Source organism: Dinoroseobacter sp. S375, from assembly GCF_049800775.1.
Taxonomy (GTDB): domain Bacteria; phylum Pseudomonadota; class Alphaproteobacteria; order Rhodobacterales; family Rhodobacteraceae; genus Dinoroseobacter.
The window spans coordinates 398974-419568 of record NZ_JBNAFR010000001.1 but is presented as its reverse complement, the minus strand read 5'-3'; the positions used below and the strand labels follow the sequence as shown (position 1 = coordinate 419568).

The 20595-nt window shown below is 68.6% G+C and carries 20 protein-coding genes and 1 riboswitch; of the genes, 4 read left to right on the top strand and 16 right to left on the bottom strand.

Annotation, left to right across the window (positions count from 1 at the left end):
- Positions 1-34: 34 nt before the first annotated feature.
- Positions 35-2383, bottom strand: coding sequence for a DEAD/DEAH box helicase (locus tag ACP150_RS01925; RefSeq protein ID WP_424964852.1), 2349 nt, complete (start codon positions 2381-2383; stop codon positions 35-37).
- 157 nt (positions 2384-2540) lie between these two features.
- On the opposite strand from ACP150_RS01925, the gene ACP150_RS01920 reads away from it, so the two are divergent.
- Together ACP150_RS01920 and ACP150_RS01915 are read left to right on the top strand one after the other, a co-directional pair.
- Positions 2541-3206, top strand: coding sequence for an SOS response-associated peptidase (locus ACP150_RS01920; protein WP_424964851.1), 666 nt, complete (start codon positions 2541-2543; stop codon positions 3204-3206).
- Positions 3207-3344: 138 nt separating this feature from the next.
- Positions 3345-3998, top strand: coding sequence for a trimeric intracellular cation channel family protein (locus ACP150_RS01915; RefSeq protein ID WP_424964850.1), 654 nt, complete (start codon positions 3345-3347; stop codon positions 3996-3998).
- A 66-nt stretch (positions 3999-4064) separates the two neighbouring features.
- Here ACP150_RS01915 and ACP150_RS01910 read toward each other — a convergent pair whose 3' ends face one another.
- The 10 genes from ACP150_RS01910 to thiD form a co-directional block, all read right to left on the bottom strand.
- Positions 4065-4790, bottom strand: coding sequence for an ABC transporter permease (locus ACP150_RS01910; protein WP_424964849.1), 726 nt, complete (start codon positions 4788-4790; stop codon positions 4065-4067).
- Positions 4787-5518: an ABC transporter ATP-binding protein gene (locus ACP150_RS01905; protein WP_424964848.1), complete on the bottom strand. Its 732-nt coding sequence runs from the start codon at positions 5516-5518 to the stop codon at positions 4787-4789. Before ACP150_RS01905 ends, ACP150_RS01910 begins: the two co-directional genes overlap by 4 nt.
- Positions 5515-6186 carry a thiaminase II gene (gene tenA, locus ACP150_RS01900; RefSeq protein WP_424964847.1) on the bottom strand — a complete coding sequence of 224 codons (672 nt, stop codon included), beginning with the start codon at positions 6184-6186 and terminating at the stop codon, positions 5515-5517. Before tenA ends, ACP150_RS01905 begins: the two co-directional genes overlap by 4 nt.
- A complete protein-coding gene (locus ACP150_RS01895) occupies positions 6183-7118 on the bottom strand; it encodes an ABC transporter substrate-binding protein (protein ID WP_424964846.1) in 936 nt (311 codons plus the stop codon). Before ACP150_RS01895 ends, tenA begins: the two co-directional genes overlap by 4 nt.
- On the bottom strand, positions 7115-8080 hold the full coding sequence (locus ACP150_RS01890) for a HesA/MoeB/ThiF family protein (RefSeq protein ID WP_424964845.1): 966 nt from the start codon (positions 8078-8080) through the stop codon (positions 7115-7117). The genes ACP150_RS01895 and ACP150_RS01890 overlap by 4 nt, the downstream gene beginning before the upstream one ends.
- A 118-nt stretch (positions 8081-8198) precedes the next feature.
- Positions 8199-8798 (bottom strand): thiamine phosphate synthase, encoded by a 600-nt coding sequence (locus ACP150_RS01885; RefSeq protein ID WP_424964844.1) that lies wholly within the window; start codon positions 8796-8798, stop codon positions 8199-8201.
- Positions 8795-9589 (bottom strand): thiazole synthase, encoded by a 795-nt coding sequence (locus ACP150_RS01880; RefSeq protein WP_424964843.1) that lies wholly within the window; start codon positions 9587-9589, stop codon positions 8795-8797. The genes ACP150_RS01885 and ACP150_RS01880 overlap by 4 nt, the downstream gene beginning before the upstream one ends.
- A gap of 3 nt (positions 9590-9592) precedes the next feature.
- On the bottom strand, positions 9593-9787 hold the full coding sequence (gene thiS, locus ACP150_RS01875) for a sulfur carrier protein ThiS (protein WP_424964842.1): 195 nt from the start codon (positions 9785-9787) through the stop codon (positions 9593-9595).
- The gene (locus ACP150_RS01870; protein WP_424964841.1) at positions 9771-10748 is read right to left on the bottom strand and encodes an FAD-dependent oxidoreductase; all 978 of its coding nucleotides are present in this window, start codon (positions 10746-10748) and stop codon (positions 9771-9773) included. The genes thiS and ACP150_RS01870 overlap by 17 nt, the downstream gene beginning before the upstream one ends.
- Positions 10745-11542, bottom strand: a complete 798-nt coding sequence (thiD, locus tag ACP150_RS01865; RefSeq protein ID WP_424964840.1) for a bifunctional hydroxymethylpyrimidine kinase/phosphomethylpyrimidine kinase — start codon at positions 11540-11542, stop codon at positions 10745-10747. Before thiD ends, ACP150_RS01870 begins: the two co-directional genes overlap by 4 nt.
- A 62-nt stretch (positions 11543-11604) precedes the next feature.
- Positions 11605-11708: riboswitch (TPP riboswitch) on the bottom strand.
- 136 nt (positions 11709-11844) lie between these two features.
- Between thiD and ACP150_RS01860 the strand changes: the two genes are divergently transcribed.
- Both ACP150_RS01860 and ACP150_RS01855 read left to right on the top strand, forming a co-directional pair.
- Complete coding sequence (locus ACP150_RS01860) at positions 11845-12945, top strand: efflux RND transporter periplasmic adaptor subunit (RefSeq protein ID WP_424964839.1); 1101 nt, start codon at positions 11845-11847, stop codon at positions 12943-12945.
- 13 nt (positions 12946-12958) lie between these two features.
- Positions 12959-16129: an efflux RND transporter permease subunit gene (locus ACP150_RS01855; RefSeq protein ID WP_424964838.1), complete on the top strand. Its 3171-nt coding sequence runs from the start codon at positions 12959-12961 to the stop codon at positions 16127-16129.
- Between the two features lie 75 nt (positions 16130-16204).
- Here the strand turns inward: ACP150_RS01855 and ACP150_RS01850 are convergent, their stop codons facing one another.
- From ACP150_RS01850 to tmk, 5 genes are read right to left on the bottom strand one after another with little or no spacing between them, the layout of a single operon-like run.
- Positions 16205-17137 carry an AEC family transporter gene (locus ACP150_RS01850; RefSeq protein ID WP_424964837.1) on the bottom strand — a complete coding sequence of 311 codons (933 nt, stop codon included), beginning with the start codon at positions 17135-17137 and terminating at the stop codon, positions 16205-16207.
- Positions 17134-17943, bottom strand: coding sequence for an MBL fold metallo-hydrolase (locus tag ACP150_RS01845; protein ID WP_424964836.1), 810 nt, complete (start codon positions 17941-17943; stop codon positions 17134-17136). Before ACP150_RS01845 ends, ACP150_RS01850 begins: the two co-directional genes overlap by 4 nt.
- Positions 17943-18764 carry a TatD family hydrolase gene (locus tag ACP150_RS01840; protein ID WP_424964835.1) on the bottom strand — a complete coding sequence of 274 codons (822 nt, stop codon included), beginning with the start codon at positions 18762-18764 and terminating at the stop codon, positions 17943-17945. The genes ACP150_RS01845 and ACP150_RS01840 overlap by 1 nt, the downstream gene beginning before the upstream one ends.
- A 24-nt stretch (positions 18765-18788) precedes the next feature.
- Complete coding sequence (locus ACP150_RS01835; RefSeq protein WP_424964834.1) at positions 18789-19958, bottom strand: DNA polymerase III subunit delta'; 1170 nt, start codon at positions 19956-19958, stop codon at positions 18789-18791.
- Positions 19955-20581 carry a dTMP kinase gene (gene tmk, locus ACP150_RS01830; RefSeq protein ID WP_424964833.1) on the bottom strand — a complete coding sequence of 209 codons (627 nt, stop codon included), beginning with the start codon at positions 20579-20581 and terminating at the stop codon, positions 19955-19957. The genes ACP150_RS01835 and tmk overlap by 4 nt, the downstream gene beginning before the upstream one ends.
- Positions 20582-20595 lie beyond the last annotated feature (14 nt).

The window sequence follows — 20595 nt, the reverse complement described above, 5'->3', positions numbered from 1 at the left end:
GCCTTTTTTCATGTCTGTCAGGCCGGTGCCTGTGTCAGGATTTCGGGCCGCGGCGTTTCGGGACCGCGTTGGCGCCCTTGCCGGCAAAGGTCTTGCGCCCGGGCCCGCCAGAGGGCTTTCCGCCGCCCCGGCGCACGGGTTTGCCATCGGGTCCCAGCTTCTGCGAGGGGTCGCTGGCGGCCTTGAACCGGCGCGGAGCGTCAGCGCTGCGCGCTTCTTTCGGTCCGCCCTTGCCGCCGGATTTGTACGGTCCGCCGGGTTTGCCCCGCCCACCCTCGCCCCGGGGCGGTCGCCCGGACGCGTCGCGATCTGTGTCGCGGAAGGCGGGCTTCCCACCGCGATGTCCTTCGGGCTTTCCGCCGGGTTTTCCGCCGGGCTTGCCCGCGTATTTCCCGGCCGGTTTGCCAAAGGGTTTGCCGGTTTTGCCCCGATCCGAACCTTCACCGTCGCGCGCCCGCTTGTCATAGGGAGGCTTGCCGGGCCCGCCCTTGGCGGCTGGCCCGTCGCTTTTATGGCGTGGCTTGCGCGGCGCGGGGGCCTCGGCGGCCTCCGCGCTTGGGCTTGGGCTCGGGCCGGGTGCAGGACGGTCGTCGCGCTGGGGCTTGGGGCCGCGTCGTTCAGAGCTGTCGCCATAGGCTTTGCGCGGCGGCTTGCCATGGGCCTTGCGGTCCTCGCGCGGCGGGCGCGGGCTGGGTCGCGGTCCGGGGCCCTTGCCGCGCCCGGGATGTCCCTCGCGCGGCTTGCGTTGCATGCCCGAGCCATCCCGCTGGGACAGGTCCGGCGCTTGGCTCATCCGCGTCAGCACGGCCTCGTCCTCCAGCTTGATCGAGGCCCCGTCGCCCTGCAGCGTGTCCGGCACGGCGGATTCGAGGATTTCCACATAGGTCTCGGTCTGCTGGATGCGGATCGCGCCGATCTGTTCGCGATCGAACCCGCCGACCCGGCAGAGCAGGGGCAGGATCCAGCGCGGCTCGGCGCGGCTGTTGCGCCCGACCGAAAGGGTGAACCACACGCTGGGCCCGAAAGGCGCACGCGGCGCCGGGGCGGCATCGCCCGCGCTGATATCCTCGGGTGCCGAACGCTGGGTCGCGCCGGCGCGCAGAACCGCCGCCGCCAGTTGCGTCGGCGTGAACCGGTCGACCATGCGGGCGATCATCTCGGCTTCGGCCTCGGGGATCTCCGCCTCCCAGGCCGGATCCTCCATCAGGCGGGCCTCATCCTGGGCGCGGACCTCATCGGCGGTGGGGGGCGTGACCCAATCCGGCGTGACCTTGGCCCATTTCAACAGCCGCTCGGCCTTCTTGCGGAACCGCACGGGCACGATCATCGCGCTGACGCCCTTGCGCCCGGCGCGGCCGGTCCGGCCCGAGCGGTGCAAAAGCGTGTCCGAGCTCGTCGGCAGCTCGGCATGGACCACCAGTTCGAGATTGGGCAGGTCGATCCCGCGTGCGGCCACATCCGTGGCCACGCAGACCCGCGCGCGCCCGTCCCGCATCGCCTGAAGGGCATGGGTCCGCTCCGATTGGGTCAGCTCGCCCGACAGGGCCACGACCTGGAACCCCCGGTTCGAGAAGCGTGTCGTCAGCCGGTTGACCATGGCGCGGGTGTTGCAGAACACGATGGCATTGGCCGCCTCGTAATACCGCAGCACATTGATGATCGCGTTTTCCTCATCGCGTGGCCCGACGACCATGGCCCGGTACGAGATATCCGCGTGCTGCCGCGTCTCGGCTCGGGTGGTGATCCGCTGGGCGGTGCGCTGATAGAGCTGCGCGAGGCTGGCGATCGCCGGGGGCACCGTGGCCGAGAAGAGCAGCGTGCGCCGCTCCTCGGGGGCTGCGCCGAGGATAAACTCGAGGTCTTCGCGAAAGCCTAGATCAAGCATTTCATCGGCCTCGTCCAGCACCACTGCCCGCACCGCACTCAGATCGAGATTGCCGCGTTCGATATGGTCACGCAGGCGCCCCGGGGTCGCGACGACCACATGGGCCCCGCGTGCCAGCGCGCGCCGTTCGTCCCGCGCGTCCATGCCGCCCACGCAAGAGGTCAGCACCGCGCCCGCAGGCCCATAAAGCCATGTGAGCTCGCGCCGCACCTGCATTGCAAGCTCCCGCGTCGGCGCGATCACAAGGCCCAGCGGCGCATCCGGCTTGCCGAATGTGTCGTCCTCGCCCAGAAGCGTCGGCGCAATGGCCAGCCCGAAGGCTACGGTCTTACCCGAGCCGGTCTGGGCCGAGACCAGCAGGTCGGCCTCGGTCAGACCCGGATCCGACACCGCGATCTGGACGGGGGTCAGCGTGTCATAGCCCTTTTCCTCCAGCGCCTGCGCAATCGGGCTGGGCAAAGGGGGCAGGGGCGGTGTCTGGCTTTGGTCACTCGGCACGGGTCAGCTTTCGGCAGATGGGGTGGCGCCTCTCCCCAAGCGCCCGATGAACCCGCTGCGTGTAGGGGCTTTGGCGCGCGCCGTCTAGGGGCAACCTCTGCCGGAGGCTGCGGCATGGCGGCTGTACCTCGGTCCGGGCGTGCGCTAGCCTCGGCCCATGTGCGGACGCTTTGCCATCACCCTGCCCACCGACGCCATGGCGCAGCTCTTTGCCGCGACACCTGCCAATGATCTGCCCGAGACGGAGCGGTTCAACATCTGCCCCACCAACGCGGTGGCCGCGGTCACCTCGGATGACGGCGCGCGGCACTTGCGGCCCATGCGCTGGGGCTTTCTGCCCCATTGGTACAAGAGCCCGACCGACGGCCCCCTCCTGATCAACGCGCGGGCCGAGACCTTGGCCGAGAAACAGGCCTTTCGGGCGGCCTGTCGCGCGCGGCGCTGCCTGATCCCGGCCACGGGCTTCTATGAATGGACCAAGACGCCCGAGGGCGCGCGCCTGCCCTGGTATATCCACCGAACCGACGGCGCGCCCATCGCCTTTGCCGGGGTCTGGCAGGCCTGGGAGGGACAGGATCAGACCTTTGACACCTGCGCCATCGTCACCACCCGCGCAAACCAGCCCATGTCAAAGATCCACCACCGGATGCCGGTGACGCTGCCACCCGAGGATTGGGCGCTCTGGCTCGGCGAGGCCGGCAAGGGGGCCGCGCGCCTGATGGAGCCTGCCCCGGATGAGACCTTCAGCTTCTACCGGGTGGATCCGGCGGTGAACTCCAACCGCGCCACGGGTCCCGGGCTGATCGCTCCGCTGGACGCCTGAGCATCCGCAGATATCCGTTTGACCCCAATGGGCTTCACGCGGATCATGACGCTCCGGCACCGGGGAGGAGACCACGATGCACCACATGTCAGATCAGGCGAGGGCCCCTTTTCGCAGCCCGTCCGCGGGGGCGGGCACATGGACCGCGAGGCAGGCCCCATGCTGCTGACCTCGCATGGCCCCATCGTGTTCGCGCTGACCGTGCTGGCCACGGCGGTCATGGCGGCATCGGCCGCGATCCAGGGCGCGCGCCAGGGGTTCGACCCGTTCGGTGCCACGGTGCTGGCGATTGTCACGGCGGTGGGCGGCGGGACACTGCGCGACATCCTGATCGGGCGTTTCCCGGTGTTCTGGATCAACGACCTGACCTATCTCGGCACCGCCGTTCCGGTCGCCCTGCTGACCTATCTGGCCGCGACCCGTATGCGGGCCGGCGGTGGGCGGCGGCTCCGGCTGCTGCTCTATCTCGACGCGGTGGGGCTGGCACTTTTCACCCTGGTCGGGGTCCAGATTGCCCTCGGCGCGGGCCTCTCGCCGGTGATCGCGGTGATCCTCGGCTGCACCACCGGCGTGGCGGGCGGGATGATCCGCGATGTCCTTTGCGGGCTGCAACCCTCGATCCTGAAAGAGGATCTCTACGCGACCATCTCCCTCGGCGGTGGCACGGTCTTCGTGATCTGGCGCGAAGCCCTCAGCCCGGAAACCGGCCTGATGACCGCCTTTGTCCTGATGACCGCCGCGCGGTTCTTCGTGGTCTGGCGCACGCGCCCCAAGGACGAACCACTGGCCTGAGGGCGCGACCCCCAAACTTAAGTCTCCAAATATCCTCGCCGAAGGCTCCCGCAGGGGCCACCCGCGCTAACGCGACAAGCGACGCGCCGCCCGGTCCGCCAGCATATAAAGCAGCACAGACATCACCCCGAGGGTCAGCATGGCGGCAAACATCAGGTCGGTCTTGGCCCGGCCATTGGCCAGCAGCATCAGATAGCCCAGCCCTTGAGACGACCCAACCCATTCCCCGATGACCGCGCCAATCGGCGCATAAACCGCCGCCAGTTTCAGCCCCGAGCCAAGGCTCGGCAAAGCGTTGGGCACCCGGATCCGCCACAGGATCGCGACACGGCTCGCGCCCATGGTCTGGGCCAGATCGAGATAGCCTTTCGGCACCCGCATCAGCCCGTCGAAAAACGCCGAGGTGATCGGAAAGAAGATGATCAGCACGGCCATCGCCACCTTCGAGCCCAGCCCATAGCCGAGCCAGAGCGTCAGGATCGGCGCCAGCGCAAAGACCGGCAGCGCTTGTGAAAACACCAGCAAGGGCCGGATCAGCACCCGGGCCAGCGGGCTCATGGCGAGGCTCAGCGCGGTGAAAATCCCCAAGCCTCCGCCAATCAGCAGCCCGAGCGCCACCTCCGTCAGGGTGACCAGCGCATGCTCGCCGATCAGGGCGCGGCTCTCCCACCACGTATTCCAGACCCGCGCGGGACCGGGCAGGATGAAGGATGGCAGCCCGGTCAGGCTGACCACCGTTTGCCACAGGGCCAGCAGGAACAGAGTCGCGGCGAGGGCATGGCCGAGCTTCACGCGACCTCCTCCCGCAACCGTCGCAACAGGGCGCCCTGCATGGCGAGCGTCTCCGGGTCGTCGACCGAACGGGGCACGGTGCCCGCAGGCGGTGCCACCTCGGTCAACCCATTCGGGCCGAGCACCTGAATGGCATGGCCGAGCCGCGCCGCCTCGCCGGGATCATGGGTCACCAGCAGAACTGTGCGCCCGGCCAGAAGTTCTACCGCCAGATCCTGCATCTCGGACCGGGTCCGCGCGTCCAGCGCCGAAAACGGCTCGTCGAGCAGGATGACAGGGCGATCCTCCATCAGCGTCCGGGCCAATGCCGCCCGCTGACGCTGCCCGCCCGACAGGGCATCGGGACGTTTCCCGGCATGCTCTGCCAGCCCGACGCGTTCCAGTAGGCGCGCGGCCCGGGCGCGGTCCGGACGGGTCCCGCGCAGCCGTGCCCCGAGGCAGAGGTTGTCGATCACCTTGCTCCAGGGCAGCAGAAGATCGCTCTGGGCCATATAGGCCACGCGCCCGGCGAGGGGCGCGCCATCCTGCGCAGTGATCTGGCCGTCAAAGGTCACATGGGCGTCGAGCCCCGCGATCATCCGCAGGATGGTGGATTTCCCCGCCCCGGACGCGCCCAGCAGGCAGGTCCAGCGCCCGGCCTCCAGCGTCAGGTCGAGCCCCCGAAACAGCAGGTCGGCCCCGCTCCGCGCATCGCCGGTGATGCGGATGGAGGGGGCCGGGATGCTCATGCGGGCGCGAGCCCCATATCCCAGAACCCGACTTCCAGCGTCGTAGCTTGGGCAAACCGCGTGCCGAGCTGGGCAAACCGGGGCAGGTCCTTGTAATCGGGGCCCAGCCGATGGGTCAGCGCGCCATCGATCAGGGTGCCGACGCTCTCGCAGATCTCCTGATACTCGGCCCCGCCATAGGTCGCGATCCAGTCTGCGTAGTCCGGGGCATGATCCTGCGCGAGCCGCTGCCCGATCTCGCCATAGCCCAGCACGCAAGGCGCCAAAGCCGCCAGCAGATCGAGGAAATCGCCGGAATACCCGGCCTCCAGCACGTAGCGCGTATAGGCCATGTTGCCGGGCGCTTCGGGCGTGGCCCGCAGCTTCGCCTCGGAAATCCCGGCCGCGCCGCAAATCTCCACATGCAGGCCCATCTCGTGATGCAGGAGCCCGTGTACCGTGGCGGCTGCGGCCTCCATCTCGTCCAGCGTATCGGCCTTGGCAATCGCCAGACCCCAGGCCCGGCTGAAATGCTTCAGGAACACGTAATCCTGGGCGAGATAGTGCAGGAACGCCGCGCGCGGCAGCGTGCCGTCGCGCAGCCCCTCGACAAAGGCGTGGCGCGTATAGGCGTCCCAATCGGGCGACGCCGCACGCCAGAGGCCAAAGGCCGCGCCATAGCCGGTCATTGCGCGGTCACGTCCACGGCGATCTTGGCCACCGGGTTCACGCTATCGATCAGGCCGGAGTCCTTGAGGAACTCCTCGAACCGCGCATAGCGGCCCTCGTCCAGGGCGGCCGGGCGCAGGGCAAAGCGGGGCAGGGTGTCTTCCCAGGCCATGGCATTCAACCGGTCATCCAGCTCCGCCGAGGTGCCGGAGAAGATCTCCCACGCGTCCTCGGGATGGTTGATGATGTACTGCGTGGCCTTCTCGACCGCGCCCAGAAAGCGCGTGATCTTGTCGGTGTCCATGGTCTCGGCATGGGCCACATAGATCAGTTCGTCATGGGGCGGCACGCCCTCTTCCTCGATATAGATGCAGTTGCCCGCGATGCCTTCGATCTCCATCTGGTTGAGCTCGAAATTCCGGTAAGCGCCGATCACCGCATCGACCTGCCCGGACATGAGCGAGGGCGAGAGCGAGAAGTTCACGTTCACCAGCTCGACCTCCTCGAAGGCCACGCCGTATTTGCCGAGCACCGCGCGCAGCAGTGCCTCTTCGACCCCGGCGACCGAGAAGCCGATCTTGCCGCCCTTGAGATCCGCCGGGCTTTTGATCGGGCCATCCTCTAGCGTCAGCAAGCAGTTCAGCGGGGTCGCCACCAGCGTACCCACGCGCAGCAGGGGCAAGCCTTCATGGACCTGCAGATGGGTCTGGGCCTGATAGCTGACGGCCAGATCCCCTTGACCAGCAGCCACCAGTTTCGGCGGGGCAGAGGGGTCCGCCGGTGCGATCACCTCGACCTCGAGCCCCGCTTCGGCGAAATAGCCGCGCTCCTCGGCGAGGATGATCGGCCCGTGATTGGGGTTCACGAACCAATCCAGCAGCAGGGTCATCTTGTCTGCGGCCAGTGCCGGGGTCGCGGCCGTCATGGCCGCGGCAAATGCCAGGTATTTCATGGGGTGGTCTCCTGTTGGGGATCGGCCGCGAGGACAATCTCGCCGGGCCAGGTGTCACAAAGGGCGGTGCCCGCGCGCCAGGCCCGCAGGCCGGAGGTGCAGGCAAGAACGGTGCGGTGCCCGGGGCGCAGATCTCCCGGACCCGGGGTCGTGATGCGGCGGGCATGGGGCGCGACCGGGCGCGGAGCCTCGGCCTCGGGGCGCAGCTCGATCACCGTGTCTTCAGGGGTGATCTGATCCGGCGCGATGAAGGGCAGGGCGCGTGCGGGCTCGGGCGCGGTGTCAAAGCGGAAGCTTGCGACGCGCCAGTTCGCGGTATCAAGCGTCACAACCTGTCCGAGCGGCGACGGGTTGAGGTCCAGCAAGACGCTTAGCGCCATCTGCGCCTGCAACGCGCCGAGCGCGCCAACCACGGGGCCAAAGACCCCGGCGGTGGCGCAGGAGGCCGCGCTGTCGGGCGGATCGGGGAAGAGGGCGCGCAAGGAGGGCGCGCCGCCGCAGCACCCGGCCACGTAGCCGGACATGCCAAGGACAGACGCGGTGATCAGGGGCGTGGCCCCGCAGAGATCCGACGCGCTGTAACTCGCCGCGTAGCTGTCGGCGCAATCCAGCACGAGATCCGCCGCCGCTAGGGCGGCAGGGCCGGTTTCGGGGCTGAACGCCTCTATAACAGGGGTGACATGGCACTCGGGGTTGAGTGCGCTCAGGCGCGCGGCGGCACTCTCTGCCTTGGGCGCGCCGATATCGGTCACCGTGAACAGGGTCTGACGGTGCAGGTTGCTCAGGCTGACCCGGTCCGCATCCATCACCGTGATCCGTCCGATCCCGGCCCCGGCAAGATAGCTCAGAACCGGTGCGCCAAGCCCGCCCGCGCCGATCACCAGAACATGGGCCGCGGCCAGTCGGGCCTGCCCGTCCACTCCCACCTGCGGGAGCTGAACCTGACGCGCGTAGCGGGTCATGGGGCGGGCTCCCATTGCGTGCAGGGTGCCCCGAACGCAACGCTGGCCATATCGCGGGTCCGCGCAGCGCGCATGCGTGCAGCGCCTTGGTCACCGGCGCGCGCTTCGGGTCCAAGGCTCATCCCAGCTGCTCCAGCCAGGTGCGCACCCGCGCCTCCGGGTCGTCATTCAGCGTGATATCCGTCACCGCCGAGACCACATCCGCCCCCGCCTCCAGCGCGAGCGCGGCGCGCTCCGGTGTCATGCCCCCGATGGCGATCAGCGGCAGATCCCCGATCCGCCCGCGCCACTCGCTGAGCTTGTCGATGCCCTGCTGTTCCCATTTCATTTTCTTCAGGATCGTCGGATAGATCGGCCCCAGCGCCACGTAATCCGGATCGCAGGCCAGCGCCCGGTCGAGCTCGGCCTCGTCATGGGTCGACAGGCCCAGTTTGATCCCGGCGGCCTTGATCGCGCCCAGATCCGCCGTGTCGAGATCCTCCTGACCCAGATGCACCCAGTCGCAGCCCTCGGCGATGGCGATCTGCCAATGGTCATTCACCACCAATGTGCAGCCATGCTCGCCGCACAGCCCCTTGGCCGCCCGGATCTCGGCGCGGACCACCTCGGGTGGTTGATCCTTGATGCGCAACTGCACGAGCTTGATGCCCAGCGGCAGCAGACGGATGAGCCATTCGGCCCGGTCGAAAATCGGGTAAAACGGATGCAGCGTGCTCATGACAAAAACGCCTGTCCGATGACCGGGGTCGAGGGGGCGGCCATGTCGCGCGCCTCCATCGGGTCGGCCGCACAGGCCAGTGCCCCGGCCTCGGTCGCGCGCGCCATGGCCACGGCCATGGCCACCGGGTCGCCCGCCTTGGCGACGGCCGTGTTCAGCAGCACCGCGTCATAGCCCATCTCCATCGCTGCTGCCGCATGCGAGGGCAGGCCGATCCCCGCATCCACCACCATGGGCACCTCGGGAAAACGCGCCCGCAGGGTCCGCAGACCGTAGGGGTTGTTCAGCCCCAGCCCGGTGCCAATCGGCGCGCCCCAAGGCATCAGGACCTCCGCCCCGGCGGCCAGCAGTTTCTCAGCCACCACCAGATCCTCGGTGCAATAGGGAAAGACCTTGAAGCCCTCCTCGGTCAGGATCCGCGTCGCCTCCACCAGCTCGAACACATCCGGCTGCAGCGTGTCGGTATTGCCGATCACCTCGAGCTTGATCCAGTCGGTCGCGAACACTTCGCGGGCCATCTGGGCCGTGGTGATCGCCTCGCGCGCGGAGTGACAGCCGGCGGTATTGGGCAGGACGGCCACGCCGAGATCGCGGATCATCGCCCAGAAGGTCTGGCCCGCCCCGCCCGCGCCCTCGCGCCTGAGCGACACCGTCGCCACCCCGGCGCCCGACGCGCGGAAGGCCTCGGCCAGAATGGCGGGCGAGGGGTATTGCGCCGTCCCCAGCATCAGCGGGTGGCTCAGCATCGTGCCATAAAACGGCCTGGTGGTCGGGGTCGGAATATCTGGCATGGCTCAGCCGCCTTGCATCGGGGCGAGGATCTCGATCCGGTCGCCGGGGGACAGGGTTTGGGTTGCCCGCGCGCCCACGGGCACGAAGGTCTCGTTCAGCGCGGTGGCCACGGTGCCGGTATGGCCCAGCTCGGTGAGCAGATCGCTCAGCGTGGTCGCGGTGACCTCCGTGGCGGTGCCGTTAATGACAAGCTGCATCGGCTGTCTCCACGAGATGGGGGCCCAGCAGCGCCTCGGCCGCCTGCTGCGCCATGGCGGGCGCGAGCAGATAGCCGTGGCGGTAAAGGCCGTTGACATAAGTGACATCACCCTGCCGCGTGACCCGGGGCAGGTTGTCCGGGAAGGCCGGGCGCAGATCCGTGCCGATCTCGAGGATCTCGGCCTCCGCAAAGGCGGGGTTGAGCGCATAGGCTGCGCTGAGCAGCTCCAGCATCGCGCGGGCCGAAATCCGACCCCTGTCCTCGGCCTCGACCATGGTCGCGCCCAGCATGTAGACCCCATCGCCACGCGGCACGATATAAAGCGGGATCCGCGGGTGCAGAAGGCGCACAGGGCGGCTGAGCGTCAGCTCAGGTGCCCGGATCACCAGCATCTCGCCCTTGACCCCGCGCAGCTCGGGCAGGGCCTCGCGCGCAGCGAGACCGGTGCAATCCACGATCTGCGCGCCGGGCGGGGGCGCGTCATCCCGCACGGGCATGCCCCGTGCGGCCAGGCTGTCCGTGAGGTCCCGCAACGCCCGGCGTGGGTCGAGATGGGCCTCTTCGGCGAAGTAGAGCCCGGCTGGGAAGCGCGTGCCCAGATCCGGCTCCAGCGCGGCGATCTGTGCGCCCGAGACCGGCGCATGCCCATGGGTGCGGCGGGCAAAGCGATCCAGATCGGACCGGTCGCGCGCATGGGCCACCACCAGCGTACCGCGCGTGGTCACTGCGGTCTTCTCCGCCCACCAACCGAGGGCCGCCTGTCCGTGGACCAGCACCGGCTCTTCGGCATTCTCATACTCGCACCACGGGGCTAGCATGCCGCCCGCCCACCAGGAACAGCCATGCCCGCCCGGTCCGCCCGCCGGGTCGTGCAAGGTGACCTGCGCCCCGCGTGCGGCCAGCTCGGTCGCCACGCACAGCCCGGCCACTCCGGCCCCGAGAACCGCGAAACGGCTCATGTCCACATCTCGTGAAAATGGTGGACCGGGCCATGCCCGGATCCGATCTCCAGCGTATCGGCTGCTGCGATGGCACCTTGCAGATAGCCATGGGCCGTGGTCACGGCGCGGTGCAGATCGGCGCCCTTGGCGAGCTCCGCGGCGATGGCCGCCGACAGGGTGCAGCCCGTGCCATGGGTGTTGCGGGTCGAAATGCGCGCGGCCTCCAGGCGCAAGGGCATGTCATCCCCGTCGATCAGCAGATCCACGCAGGTCTCGCCGCGCCCATGCCCGCCCTTCATCAGCACTGCCGCAGGGCCCATTGCCCGCAGGGCCTGTCCAGCTTCCAGCATCGCGGCGGGATCATCGCTCTCGTCGCGGCCCAGCAACCGCGCGGCCTCGGGCAGGTTCGGGGTCAGCACCGTCGCGCGCGGCAAGAGCCGGTCGGCCAGTGCCGCCTCGGCCTCCGCCGCCAGAAGGGCATCGCCGGATTTCGCCACCATCACGGGGTCGAGCACAACGGGCCCGTCGAACCCGGCCAGCCCGTCCGCCACGGCGGCAATCACCTCGGGCGTGCCCAGCATGCCGATCTTGACCGCGTGAACCGCAATGTCATCGAAGACAGCGGCCATTTGCGCCCGGATCATCTCGACCGGTGTGATCTCGACGGCGGTGACGGCCCGGGTGTTCTGCGCTGTCAGGGCGGTGATCACGCTCGCGCCATACACCCCCCGGGCAGAGAAGGCTTTTAGATCCGCCTGAATCCCCGCGCCGCCGCCGGAGTCCGAGCCTGCAATTGTCAATGCGGTCGCCATCGCACGCCTCATTTGGGCGGGCCGTTCCGGCGAGTTCGGGAGTGGGGGCGCCGTGCTCGTTATCGCATGCGCGAACCGTTCCCTCCGCCGGTATTGCCCGGATCAGGTTCCATGGGTTGACGCATCGCGTCTCTCAGCCCGAACCCGGGCACCCCAACGGTAAGTTCCCAAGACCTAGGCGCGAAATTGATCGAGTGCAAGGAGGATCTCCCTTTGCACCTGCAGCAGACGTGCTACCCTCAGCCTCCGGAGTCGTTTGGAAAGTACCGCCCATGTCGTTGTTGAGGTTTTGTGGATATTTATTGGCCACTGTTTCGCTTGTCGCGACAGTCGGGTCGGCGCAGGCTCAGGGGCGCCCCGCAGCCGTTGTGACCGAACTGGTGGAGCGGCGCTCGCTGGCTGAAACCCTGCCGGTTTTCGGGCAGATCGTCGCCTCGCGTGACAGCGAGGTCGCCGCACGCGTGGCCGGGATCGTGGACGAGGTAGCCGTGCTGGTGGGCGATACCGTGGTCGCCGGCGCGACCTTGGCCGTGCTGGACACGGAGCTTGCGCAGATCGAGCTGAAACAGGCGCTGGCCGAGATCGAGGAGGCCCGCGCGGGCATCGCCATCGCCGAGGCACAGCTGCGCCGGGCGCAGGATGCGCTGGACCGGGCCGAAGGGCTGCGCGATACGACCTCGTTCAGCTCAGCGCGGTTTGACGATGCCACCAGCGACCGGGCGGCGGCCACGGGCCAGATCAACCAGGCCCAGGCGCGCTTGCTCAATGCCGAGGCCGCCGAGGCGCGCGCCCGCTATACGCTGGACCGGGCCCGGATCACCGCGCCTTTCGAAGGGGTTGTCCTGTCGGTCGAGGCCGATCCGGGGCAGTTCATCTCGGTCGGTGCGCCGGTGGCACGGCTGATCGATATCAGCGCGCTCGAGGTCGAGGCACAAGTCCCGGCCGAGTTCGCACCGGCCATTCCCGACGGGGTGCAGGTCGTCGCCGAGAGCGAGGCGGGCACGGTGCTCGACCTGCGGGTGCGGGCGATCCTGCCGACCGAGAGCCTGTCGACCCGGACCCGGCCCGTGCGCCTGTCGGGGGATTTCACCGGGCTCGGCGCGACGCTGGCCGTGGGCCAGTCGATCACGCTTCTGGTGCCGGTCAGCCCGCCGCGCGAGGCCCTGAGCGTGCCCAAGGATGCCCTTGTGCAGGGCGCGCAGGGCTGGACCGTGTTCGTCGATGCCGATGGCGTGGCCCAGCCGCGCCCCGTGCAGATCGGGGTGGCCATGGGCGAGCGTTTCGAGGTGCTGAGTGGGCTTGCCGAGGGCGACGCGGTCGTGGTGCGCGGCAACGAGCGCCTGCGCCCGGGCCAGGCCTTGCAGGCCATGGGCGGCGGCGCGCCGCAGCCGCAATCGAATTGAGGAAAGGCCGGTCATGAACCCCATTCGCTTCGCCATCGAGCGGCCCATCGCGGTGATCGCTGCCGTGATCATGGCCGTGCTCTTTGGCGTGATCGCCCTGTCGCGCATCCCGATCCAGCTGGCGCCCGATGTGCGCAAGCCCGTGGTCGTGGTCGAGACCCAGTGGCCCGGCGCCGCACCTGCCGAGATCGAGCGCGAGATCATAAACCCGCAGGAAGAGGCCCTGCGCGGTCTCGAGGGGCTCGACATCATGACCTCGCGGTCGCGCTCGGGCTCTGGCGAGATAACGCTGGAATTCTCGCCGGGCACGGATATGAGCCAGACGCTGCTTCTGGTGTCGAACCGGCTCGACCGGGTGGGGGATTACCCCGACGAGGCGAGCGAGCCGTCGCTGGACACGTCCGGCGATGATGACAGCCCGATCGCCTGGGTGATCGTGACCGATGCGGGCAGTGCCGAGCGCCCCTTGCCGACCTATGGCGATTTCATGGAGGACGTGGTCAAGGACCGGATCGAGCGGATCGAGGGGGTCTCGGCGGTCAATGTCTTTGGCGGGGTCAGCCGCGAGTTGCAGATCGTGGTCGATCCGCGCCGTCTCGCGCGGTTCGGGCTGACCGTGCCCGAGGTGGTCGCGCGGCTGCGGGCCGAGAACATCTCACTCTCGGCGGGCGATGTCGAAGAGGGCAAACGCCGCTATATCGTGCGCGCCGAGGGCGCCCTCGATACAGTGGACTCCGTGGGCGGCGTCGTGCTGCGCTCGGAGGCGGCGACCGGCACTTTGGGCCGGGTCCTCGTGCGCGATGTGGCGCGGGTGCAATTCTCGTTTGGCGAGCCTCAGGCGCGCCTGCGTTTCAAGGGCGAGTCCGGTCTGGCCTTCAACATCGTGCGCGAACGCGGTGCGAATGTGATCGAGACCATGGGCGAGGTCCGCCGCGTTCTGGGCGAGCTGCAAGCGGGGCCCGTGGCGGCGCAGGGGCTGCTGCTCGAACAGGTCTATGACGAGACGATCTATATCGAGGGTGCCATCGATCTGGTGACCCAGAACATCTGGATCGGCGGGGCGCTGGCGGCGCTGGTGCTGCTGATCTTCCTGCGCAGCCCACGCGCGACGCTGGTGGTGAGCCTGGCGATCCCGGTCTCCATCGTGGCGACTTTCGTGGCCATGGCCGCCACGGGCCGGACCCTCAACGTTGTGAGCCTTGCGGGGATCGCCTTTGCCGTGGGCATGATCGTGGACGCGGCCATCGTGGTGCTCGAGAATATCTACCGTTTGCGCGAGCAGGGCAGATCCCGATCCGAGGCGGCCTATCACGGGGCGCGGCAGGTCTGGGGTGCGATCCTTGTCTCGGCCCTGACCACGGTGCTGGTCTTCGTGCCGATCCTGATCATGGAGCTGGAGGCCGGGCAGCTCTTTCGCGACATCGCCGTGGCGATCTCGGTCTCGGTGCTGCTGTCGCTGGTGGTGGCGGTCACCGTGATCCCGGCGCTGGCCAAGCGGCTTTTGAAGGACGGGCAGCAGACGACGCTGCCGCTCTGGGGGATCGACCATCTGGCGCGTGGCTTCAAGGCGGCGGTGATGTGGTATGTGCGGATGACCGTGCGGGTTCGGTTGCTGGGGATCCTGATGGTTGGCGCGATCGCGGGGACGGCGGCGGTGGCCACGGTGGTGTTCCTGCCGCGGCTCGAATACCTGCCCGAGGGGAACCGCAATCTCGTCTTCGGTCTGATCATTCCGCCGCCGGGCTACAATCTCGACACGACCGAGACCATCGCCGAGCGGATCGAGCGTGCGGCCCAACCCATGTGGGAGGCCGCCCCCGAACTCGAGACGCCCGAGGGCGGGCCGACCATCGAGAACTTCTTCTTCGTGGCCACCCCGGGGAACTCCTTTGTCGGGGCGACCGCGCTGGACGGGCCCCGGGTGGCCGAGCTCATTCCGCTTCTCTCCGGGCCGATCTTTGCCGAGCCGGGGACGTTCGGTTTCATGACCCAGCCCTCGCTCTTTGGGCGCGGGGTCGGCGGCGGTCGGACCATCGAGCTCAACGTCTCGGGTCAGGATCTGGAGCAGATCCTCGGCGTGGCGGGGCGGGCTGCCGGGCTGGTCTCGGGCCTCTTGCCGCGCGCCGAGGGGCATCAGTTTCGCCCGATCCCGGGGCTTGAGCTGGGCGCGCCGGAGGTGCGGCTGGTGCCGGATCGGCTGCGGCTTGCGGATGCGGGCGTCGATGCGGGCGCGCTGGCGGCCACGGTGGATGCTTATAATGACGGGTTGCGCGTGGCCGAGATCACCGAGGGCGCGGATCGGCTGAACCTCGTTCTCAAGGGCGATACCTCGCTCGCGGCGGGGTTCCGGACGCAGGATGTGGGCGCCTATCCGGTGGTCACGCCTTCGGGGCGGATCGTGCCGGTCTCGGCCCTCGCCGATGTGGTCGTCACGGCCGGGCCCACCGAGATCCGTCACCGGGACCGGTTGCGGACCGTCACCCTTGAGGTGCGGCCCTCGGATGCCCTGCCGCTGGAGACGGCGGTCGAGATGCTGGAGACGCAGGTTGTCGCCGTGCTGGAGGATCAGGGCGTGCCGCCGGGTATCCGGCTCAGCGTGTCCGGGACCGCCGATCAGCTCAGCCAGACCTGGGAGGCGATCCAGATCAACCTCGTGGTGGCGCTGGTCATCGTGTTCCTTGTCATGGCGATCCTGTTCGAGAGCTTCGTGCTGCCGCTGGTGATCCTGATCTCGGTGCCGGTTGCGGCGGCGGGCGGGGTCGGGGGGCTTGCGCTGCTGAACATGTTCCAGACCCAACCGCTCGATATGCTGACCCTGCTCGGATTCATCATCCTCGTGGGGATTGTGGTGAACAACGCGATCCTGATCGTGCACCAGTCGCTCTATCATCTGCGCGAGGAGGGGATGTCGCCCATCGATGCCATCGAGGAGGCGACCCAGAACCGGATCCGGCCGATCTTCATGTCGACGCTGACCAGCATCATGGGGATGCTGCCGCTGGTGGTGTTCCCGGGCGAGGGGTCCGAGCTCTATCGCGGGCTCGGGGCGGTCGTGGTCGGGGGGCTGTCGATGTCGGCCTTCCTGACGCTGCTCACGGTGCCGCCGCTCTTGCGTCTGTGCCTTGTGGCACCGGAGCCGGAGGAGGCGGTGTCGCCGGACCTGCAGGGGCAGCCCGCAGAGTAGGGGATCGTCGTCGCGCAGGATGGCGCGCGGCAGGAGTTGAGTATTTGAAGAACAATGAAGGGGGCGGTGTCCCCTTCAGGGCAGGACGCTGAGCCAGAAGGCCGCCGACAGGATCGAGACGGCGGTGCCGGCGAGGACGGCTGTGGCGACCACGCGCTTTGCGACACCGTACATATTGGCGAAGATATAGGTGTTCACGCCGGGCGCCATGGCCGCGGTCAGGGCGGCGGCGCGCAGCATCGGGTCGGACAGGTCGAACACCCCGCGCCCCAGCCCCCAGGTGATCACCGGATGCACCATGAGCGAGACGAGGCAGACAAAGACGACCTCGCGCAGATTGCCCTCGGGCTTGTAGCGATAGAGGACACCGCCCAGCCCGAAGAGCGCGGCGGGCAGGCCCGCGCGGGCGATCAGGGTAACCGCCTCTTCCACCACCACCGGTGTCACCAACCCGCTGAGATTGACCGTGAACCCCAGCGCCACCGCGATCATCAGCGCGTTCTGGGACATGGTTTTCGCGATCGACCACATGGTCCTGAACAGGCCCTTGGAGGAGGCGCGCACGATCTCCATCGTGGTGATCCCGACCATGTAGACGAAGGGCGCGTGGATCGAGATGATCGCGAACATCGGCTCCAGGGCGGCCACCCCATGGGCGCGTTCCATGATCGGCAGGCCCAGCAGCACCGTATTGGCGAACATGCAGCAGAACCCGATGGCGACCGCATCCTGCATGGGACGGCCAAAGAGCAGCCTTGCGCCCAGAATGCCGATCGCGAAGGAGCAGAGCACCCCGGCATAGTAGCTGGTCAGCAGCCGCCAGTCGAAGACCGCCTTCAGATCGAGGGTCGAGATCGCCGCGAAGAGCAGGCAGGGGATCGCGAAATTCTGCGTGAAGCGCATGAGTGCGTCCACATTGTCATCCGAGAACACCTTGGCCCAGACCGCCACATAGCCTGCGGCAATAACGAGAAAGACCGGGAGGGTGACCTCCAGCAGGACACTCATGCGGTAAGGTCGGGCGCCGGGCGTTCCAGGACCATGCCGTCATAGGCGGGGGTCACATGGGCGGGCGTCTCGGCGGCCACGGTCGCGTAGTCCAGATCGATATGCATATTGGTCAGCACGGCTTGCTTTGGTGCGAACTCGGCGATCCAGTCGAGGGATTGCGCCAGATGGGCATGGGTCGGATGGGGATCCCGGCGCAGGGCGTCGAGGATCAGAACCTCCAGCCCGCGCAGGGCCGCATGGCTTTCAGGCAGAAGCTGGGCCACATCCGGCAGGTAGGCCAGATCGCCGATCCGGAAGCCGAGGCTGTCGATGCTGCCATGATTGACCGGGAAGGGCGTGAAGGAGATCGGACCGCCGGGCCCGTCAATCGTCACGGGGCCGTCGAGGTCGTTCATCTCAAGAATGGGCGGATAGGGGCTGCCCTCGGGCTGTTCAAACGCGTAGCCGAAGCGGGCAAAGAGGCTCTCTTGCGTCGGGGCGTCGGCCCAGACGGGCAGGCGCGCGCGCATGTTGAACACGATCATCCGCAGATCGTCGAGCCCGTGGGTATGGTCCGCATGGGCATGGGTATAGACCACCCCGTCGAGCCGCCCGATCCCTGCATCCAGAAGCTGGGCGCGCATGTCGGGCGAGGTGTCGATCAGCACGCTGGTGGTGCCCTCGGGCCCGTCCCGCTCGACCAGAAGCGAGCAGCGCCGCCGCCGGTTGCGCGGGTTCTCGGGGTCGCAATCGCCCCAGAGCCCGCCAAGACGCGGCACCCCGCCCGAGGAGCCGCAGCCGAGGATCGTGAAGCGCATGCCCATTACGCAGCAGCCTCCGGCGTCCAGGCAGCGGCCTTGGCGAAGAGCCGGTCGAAATTGGCGCTGGTCTGGGCGGCAAAGGCCTCGGGGCTCAGGCCATAGACCTCGGCCCCGGCGGCGGCCGTATGGGCGACATAGGCGGGCTCGTTGCGCTTGCCGCGATAGGGCGGGGGCGCGAGATAGGGCGCGTCGGTTTCCACCAGCACGCGGTCAACGGGCGCATCGGCGAAAATCGCGCGCAATTCGGTCGACTTCTTGAAGGCGGCGATGCCGGACATGGACAGGTAGAACCCCAGATCCAGCGCGGCCTCAGCCAGCGCGCGGGTCGACGAGAAACAGTGCATCACGCACGCGTAGGGCGCGGCGCGGTGCTCTTCGGTCAGGATCCGGGCCATGTCCTCATCCGCGTCGCGCGCATGGATGATCAGGGGCAGGCCGGTCTGACGCGCCGCCTCGATATGCAGGCGCAGGCTTTCCTGCTGCACAGCCGCGCTTTCGGCGGTGTAGTGGTAGTCGAGCCCGGTCTCGCCGATCCCGACGAATTTCGGATGGGCGGCGAGGGCCACCAGCGCCTCGACCGTCGCCATGGGCTCGGATGCAACGCTCATGGGATGGGTGCCCGCCGCGTAGAAGACCGGCGCATGGGCCTCGGCAATCGCGCGGACCTGCGGCTCAGTCCGCAGCTTGGTGCAGATCGTGACCATGCGTGCCACCCCTGCCGCCACGGCACGGTCGATCACCTGCGGAAGGGTGTCGGCAAAGTCCGGGAAGTCGAGATGGCAATGGCTGTCAACGAGCGTGGGCTGGGTCGGAATGGAAGCCATGGAATGCCTGAAATCGCTAAGGGATTAGGCAGCGGCGGGTCCGGATGCCACCGACTGCAGTCCGTGGAACATATCCAGCAGAAGCATCGAGGCGTCAAGGTTTACAGCGCGCCCGGCGCGCACGCGCGGGACAAGTTCTGCATGGGCCGTCGCCCAGGCCTGTCCGGCGCGGGGATGGGGGGCGAGGCGGGTCAGAAGCTCGGCCTCCGCCGGGCTGGCCAGCGCCGGGGCCGCACCGGTCGCACCGGTGCGCGCAAGCCGGTGGAGAAAGACCTCCGTCAGGCTCAGGAGCAGGTCGAGCCGCCCCTCGGCACCGCGCGCGCTGGCGCTATCGGCGAGGGCGGCCATGGCCTGCCGGTCGAGCCGGGGAAGATCCCCCAGCAGCCGCAGCAGGCTCTCATAGGCTTCGGGTCCGCCGGCATCCCGCAGGCTGAGGGCCTGGCCGACCGATCCTTCGGCGAGGGGCAGGAGGCTCTGGATCTCGGCCTCGGGCAGGGGCGCGCCCGTGGCCTGGGCCAGGGCTGCGCCCAGATCCTCGGGGCTGAGCGCGGCCATTCGCAAGGTGCGGCACCGGCTGCGGATGGTCGGCAAGAGCTTGGAGGGCGCGTGGCAGATCAGGAACATCACCGTGTCGGCGGGGGGTTCCTCCAGCACCTTCAGGAGCGCGTTGGCGGCGTTCGCGTTCATCTCGTCCGCGGCATCGACGATCACCACCCGGCGCCCGCCATCCATCGCCGCCATCGAGAAGAAGCCCTTGAGCCCGCGCGCCGCATCCACCGGGATGTCCTGCTTGAACCGTCCCAGCTTGGCGTCATAGGGCCGCCGCAAGAGAAACAAGCGCGGCTCGGACAGCGCCGCCACCCGGCGCGCCACCGGGTGGTCGGGATCGAGATCGAGACTGGTCGGAGCGGCCAGCGGTTCAGGATCGCCAAAGAGGCTCGGCCCCGGATCCTCGGTCGGCAGGGTCAGAAGGGCGCGCGCCGCGCGCCAGGCAAAGCTCGCCTTGCCGATCCCCTTGGGACCCGTCAGCAACCAGGCATGGTGCAAACGACCGGAGCCGATCGCGTCGAGCAGCGCGGCCTCAGCCGCGTCGTGGCCAAAGACCTGCTCGGCAAACCGGGGATGGGGCGCGCCGGGCAGGGCATCCGCCTCGGGCAGGGCATCGTCCCGGGGCACCTCGGTTGCGCTGCTCATGCGTGCATCCCTTCCCAGGCGGTGCGCACATCCCGGGCCACGGCCTCGGGCGCGCGATTGCCATCGACCAGAACGCAGCGCTCCGGCGCGGCCTCGGCCAGGGCGCGGAACCCGGCATGAAGGGCTGTCTGGAAGGGCAGGCCAAACTCCTCGAACCGGTCCTCGCCGCTTTGCCGGGCAAGACCGCGACGCAGGGCCAGTTCGGGCGGCATGTCGATGATCACGGTCAGATCCGGCTCGCGCCCGATCATCAGCGCATGGAGCTCGTCCACAAGCCCGCGCAGATCGCCCCGCGTGGCCCCCTGATAGATCCGGGTGCTGTCCGCGAAGCGGTCGGTGATCACGTCGCGCCCGGCTGCGAGCGCGGGGGCAATCGTCCGCTCCAGATGGTCGCGCCGCGCGGCGGTGAACAACAAAAGCTCGGTCTCGGGCGACCAGCGGTCCGGATCCCCCTCGACCAGGAGGCGGCGGATTTCCTCGGCCCCGGCAGAGCCGCCGGGCTCGCGGGTCAGGACCGGATCACGGCCCACGGCCCGCAGATGCTCGGCCAGCAGGCGCGCCTGCGTGGACTTGCCACTGCCATCAATGCCTTCGAAGCTGATCAGCCGACCGGGGGCGGTCATCAGGAGAGGTCCGG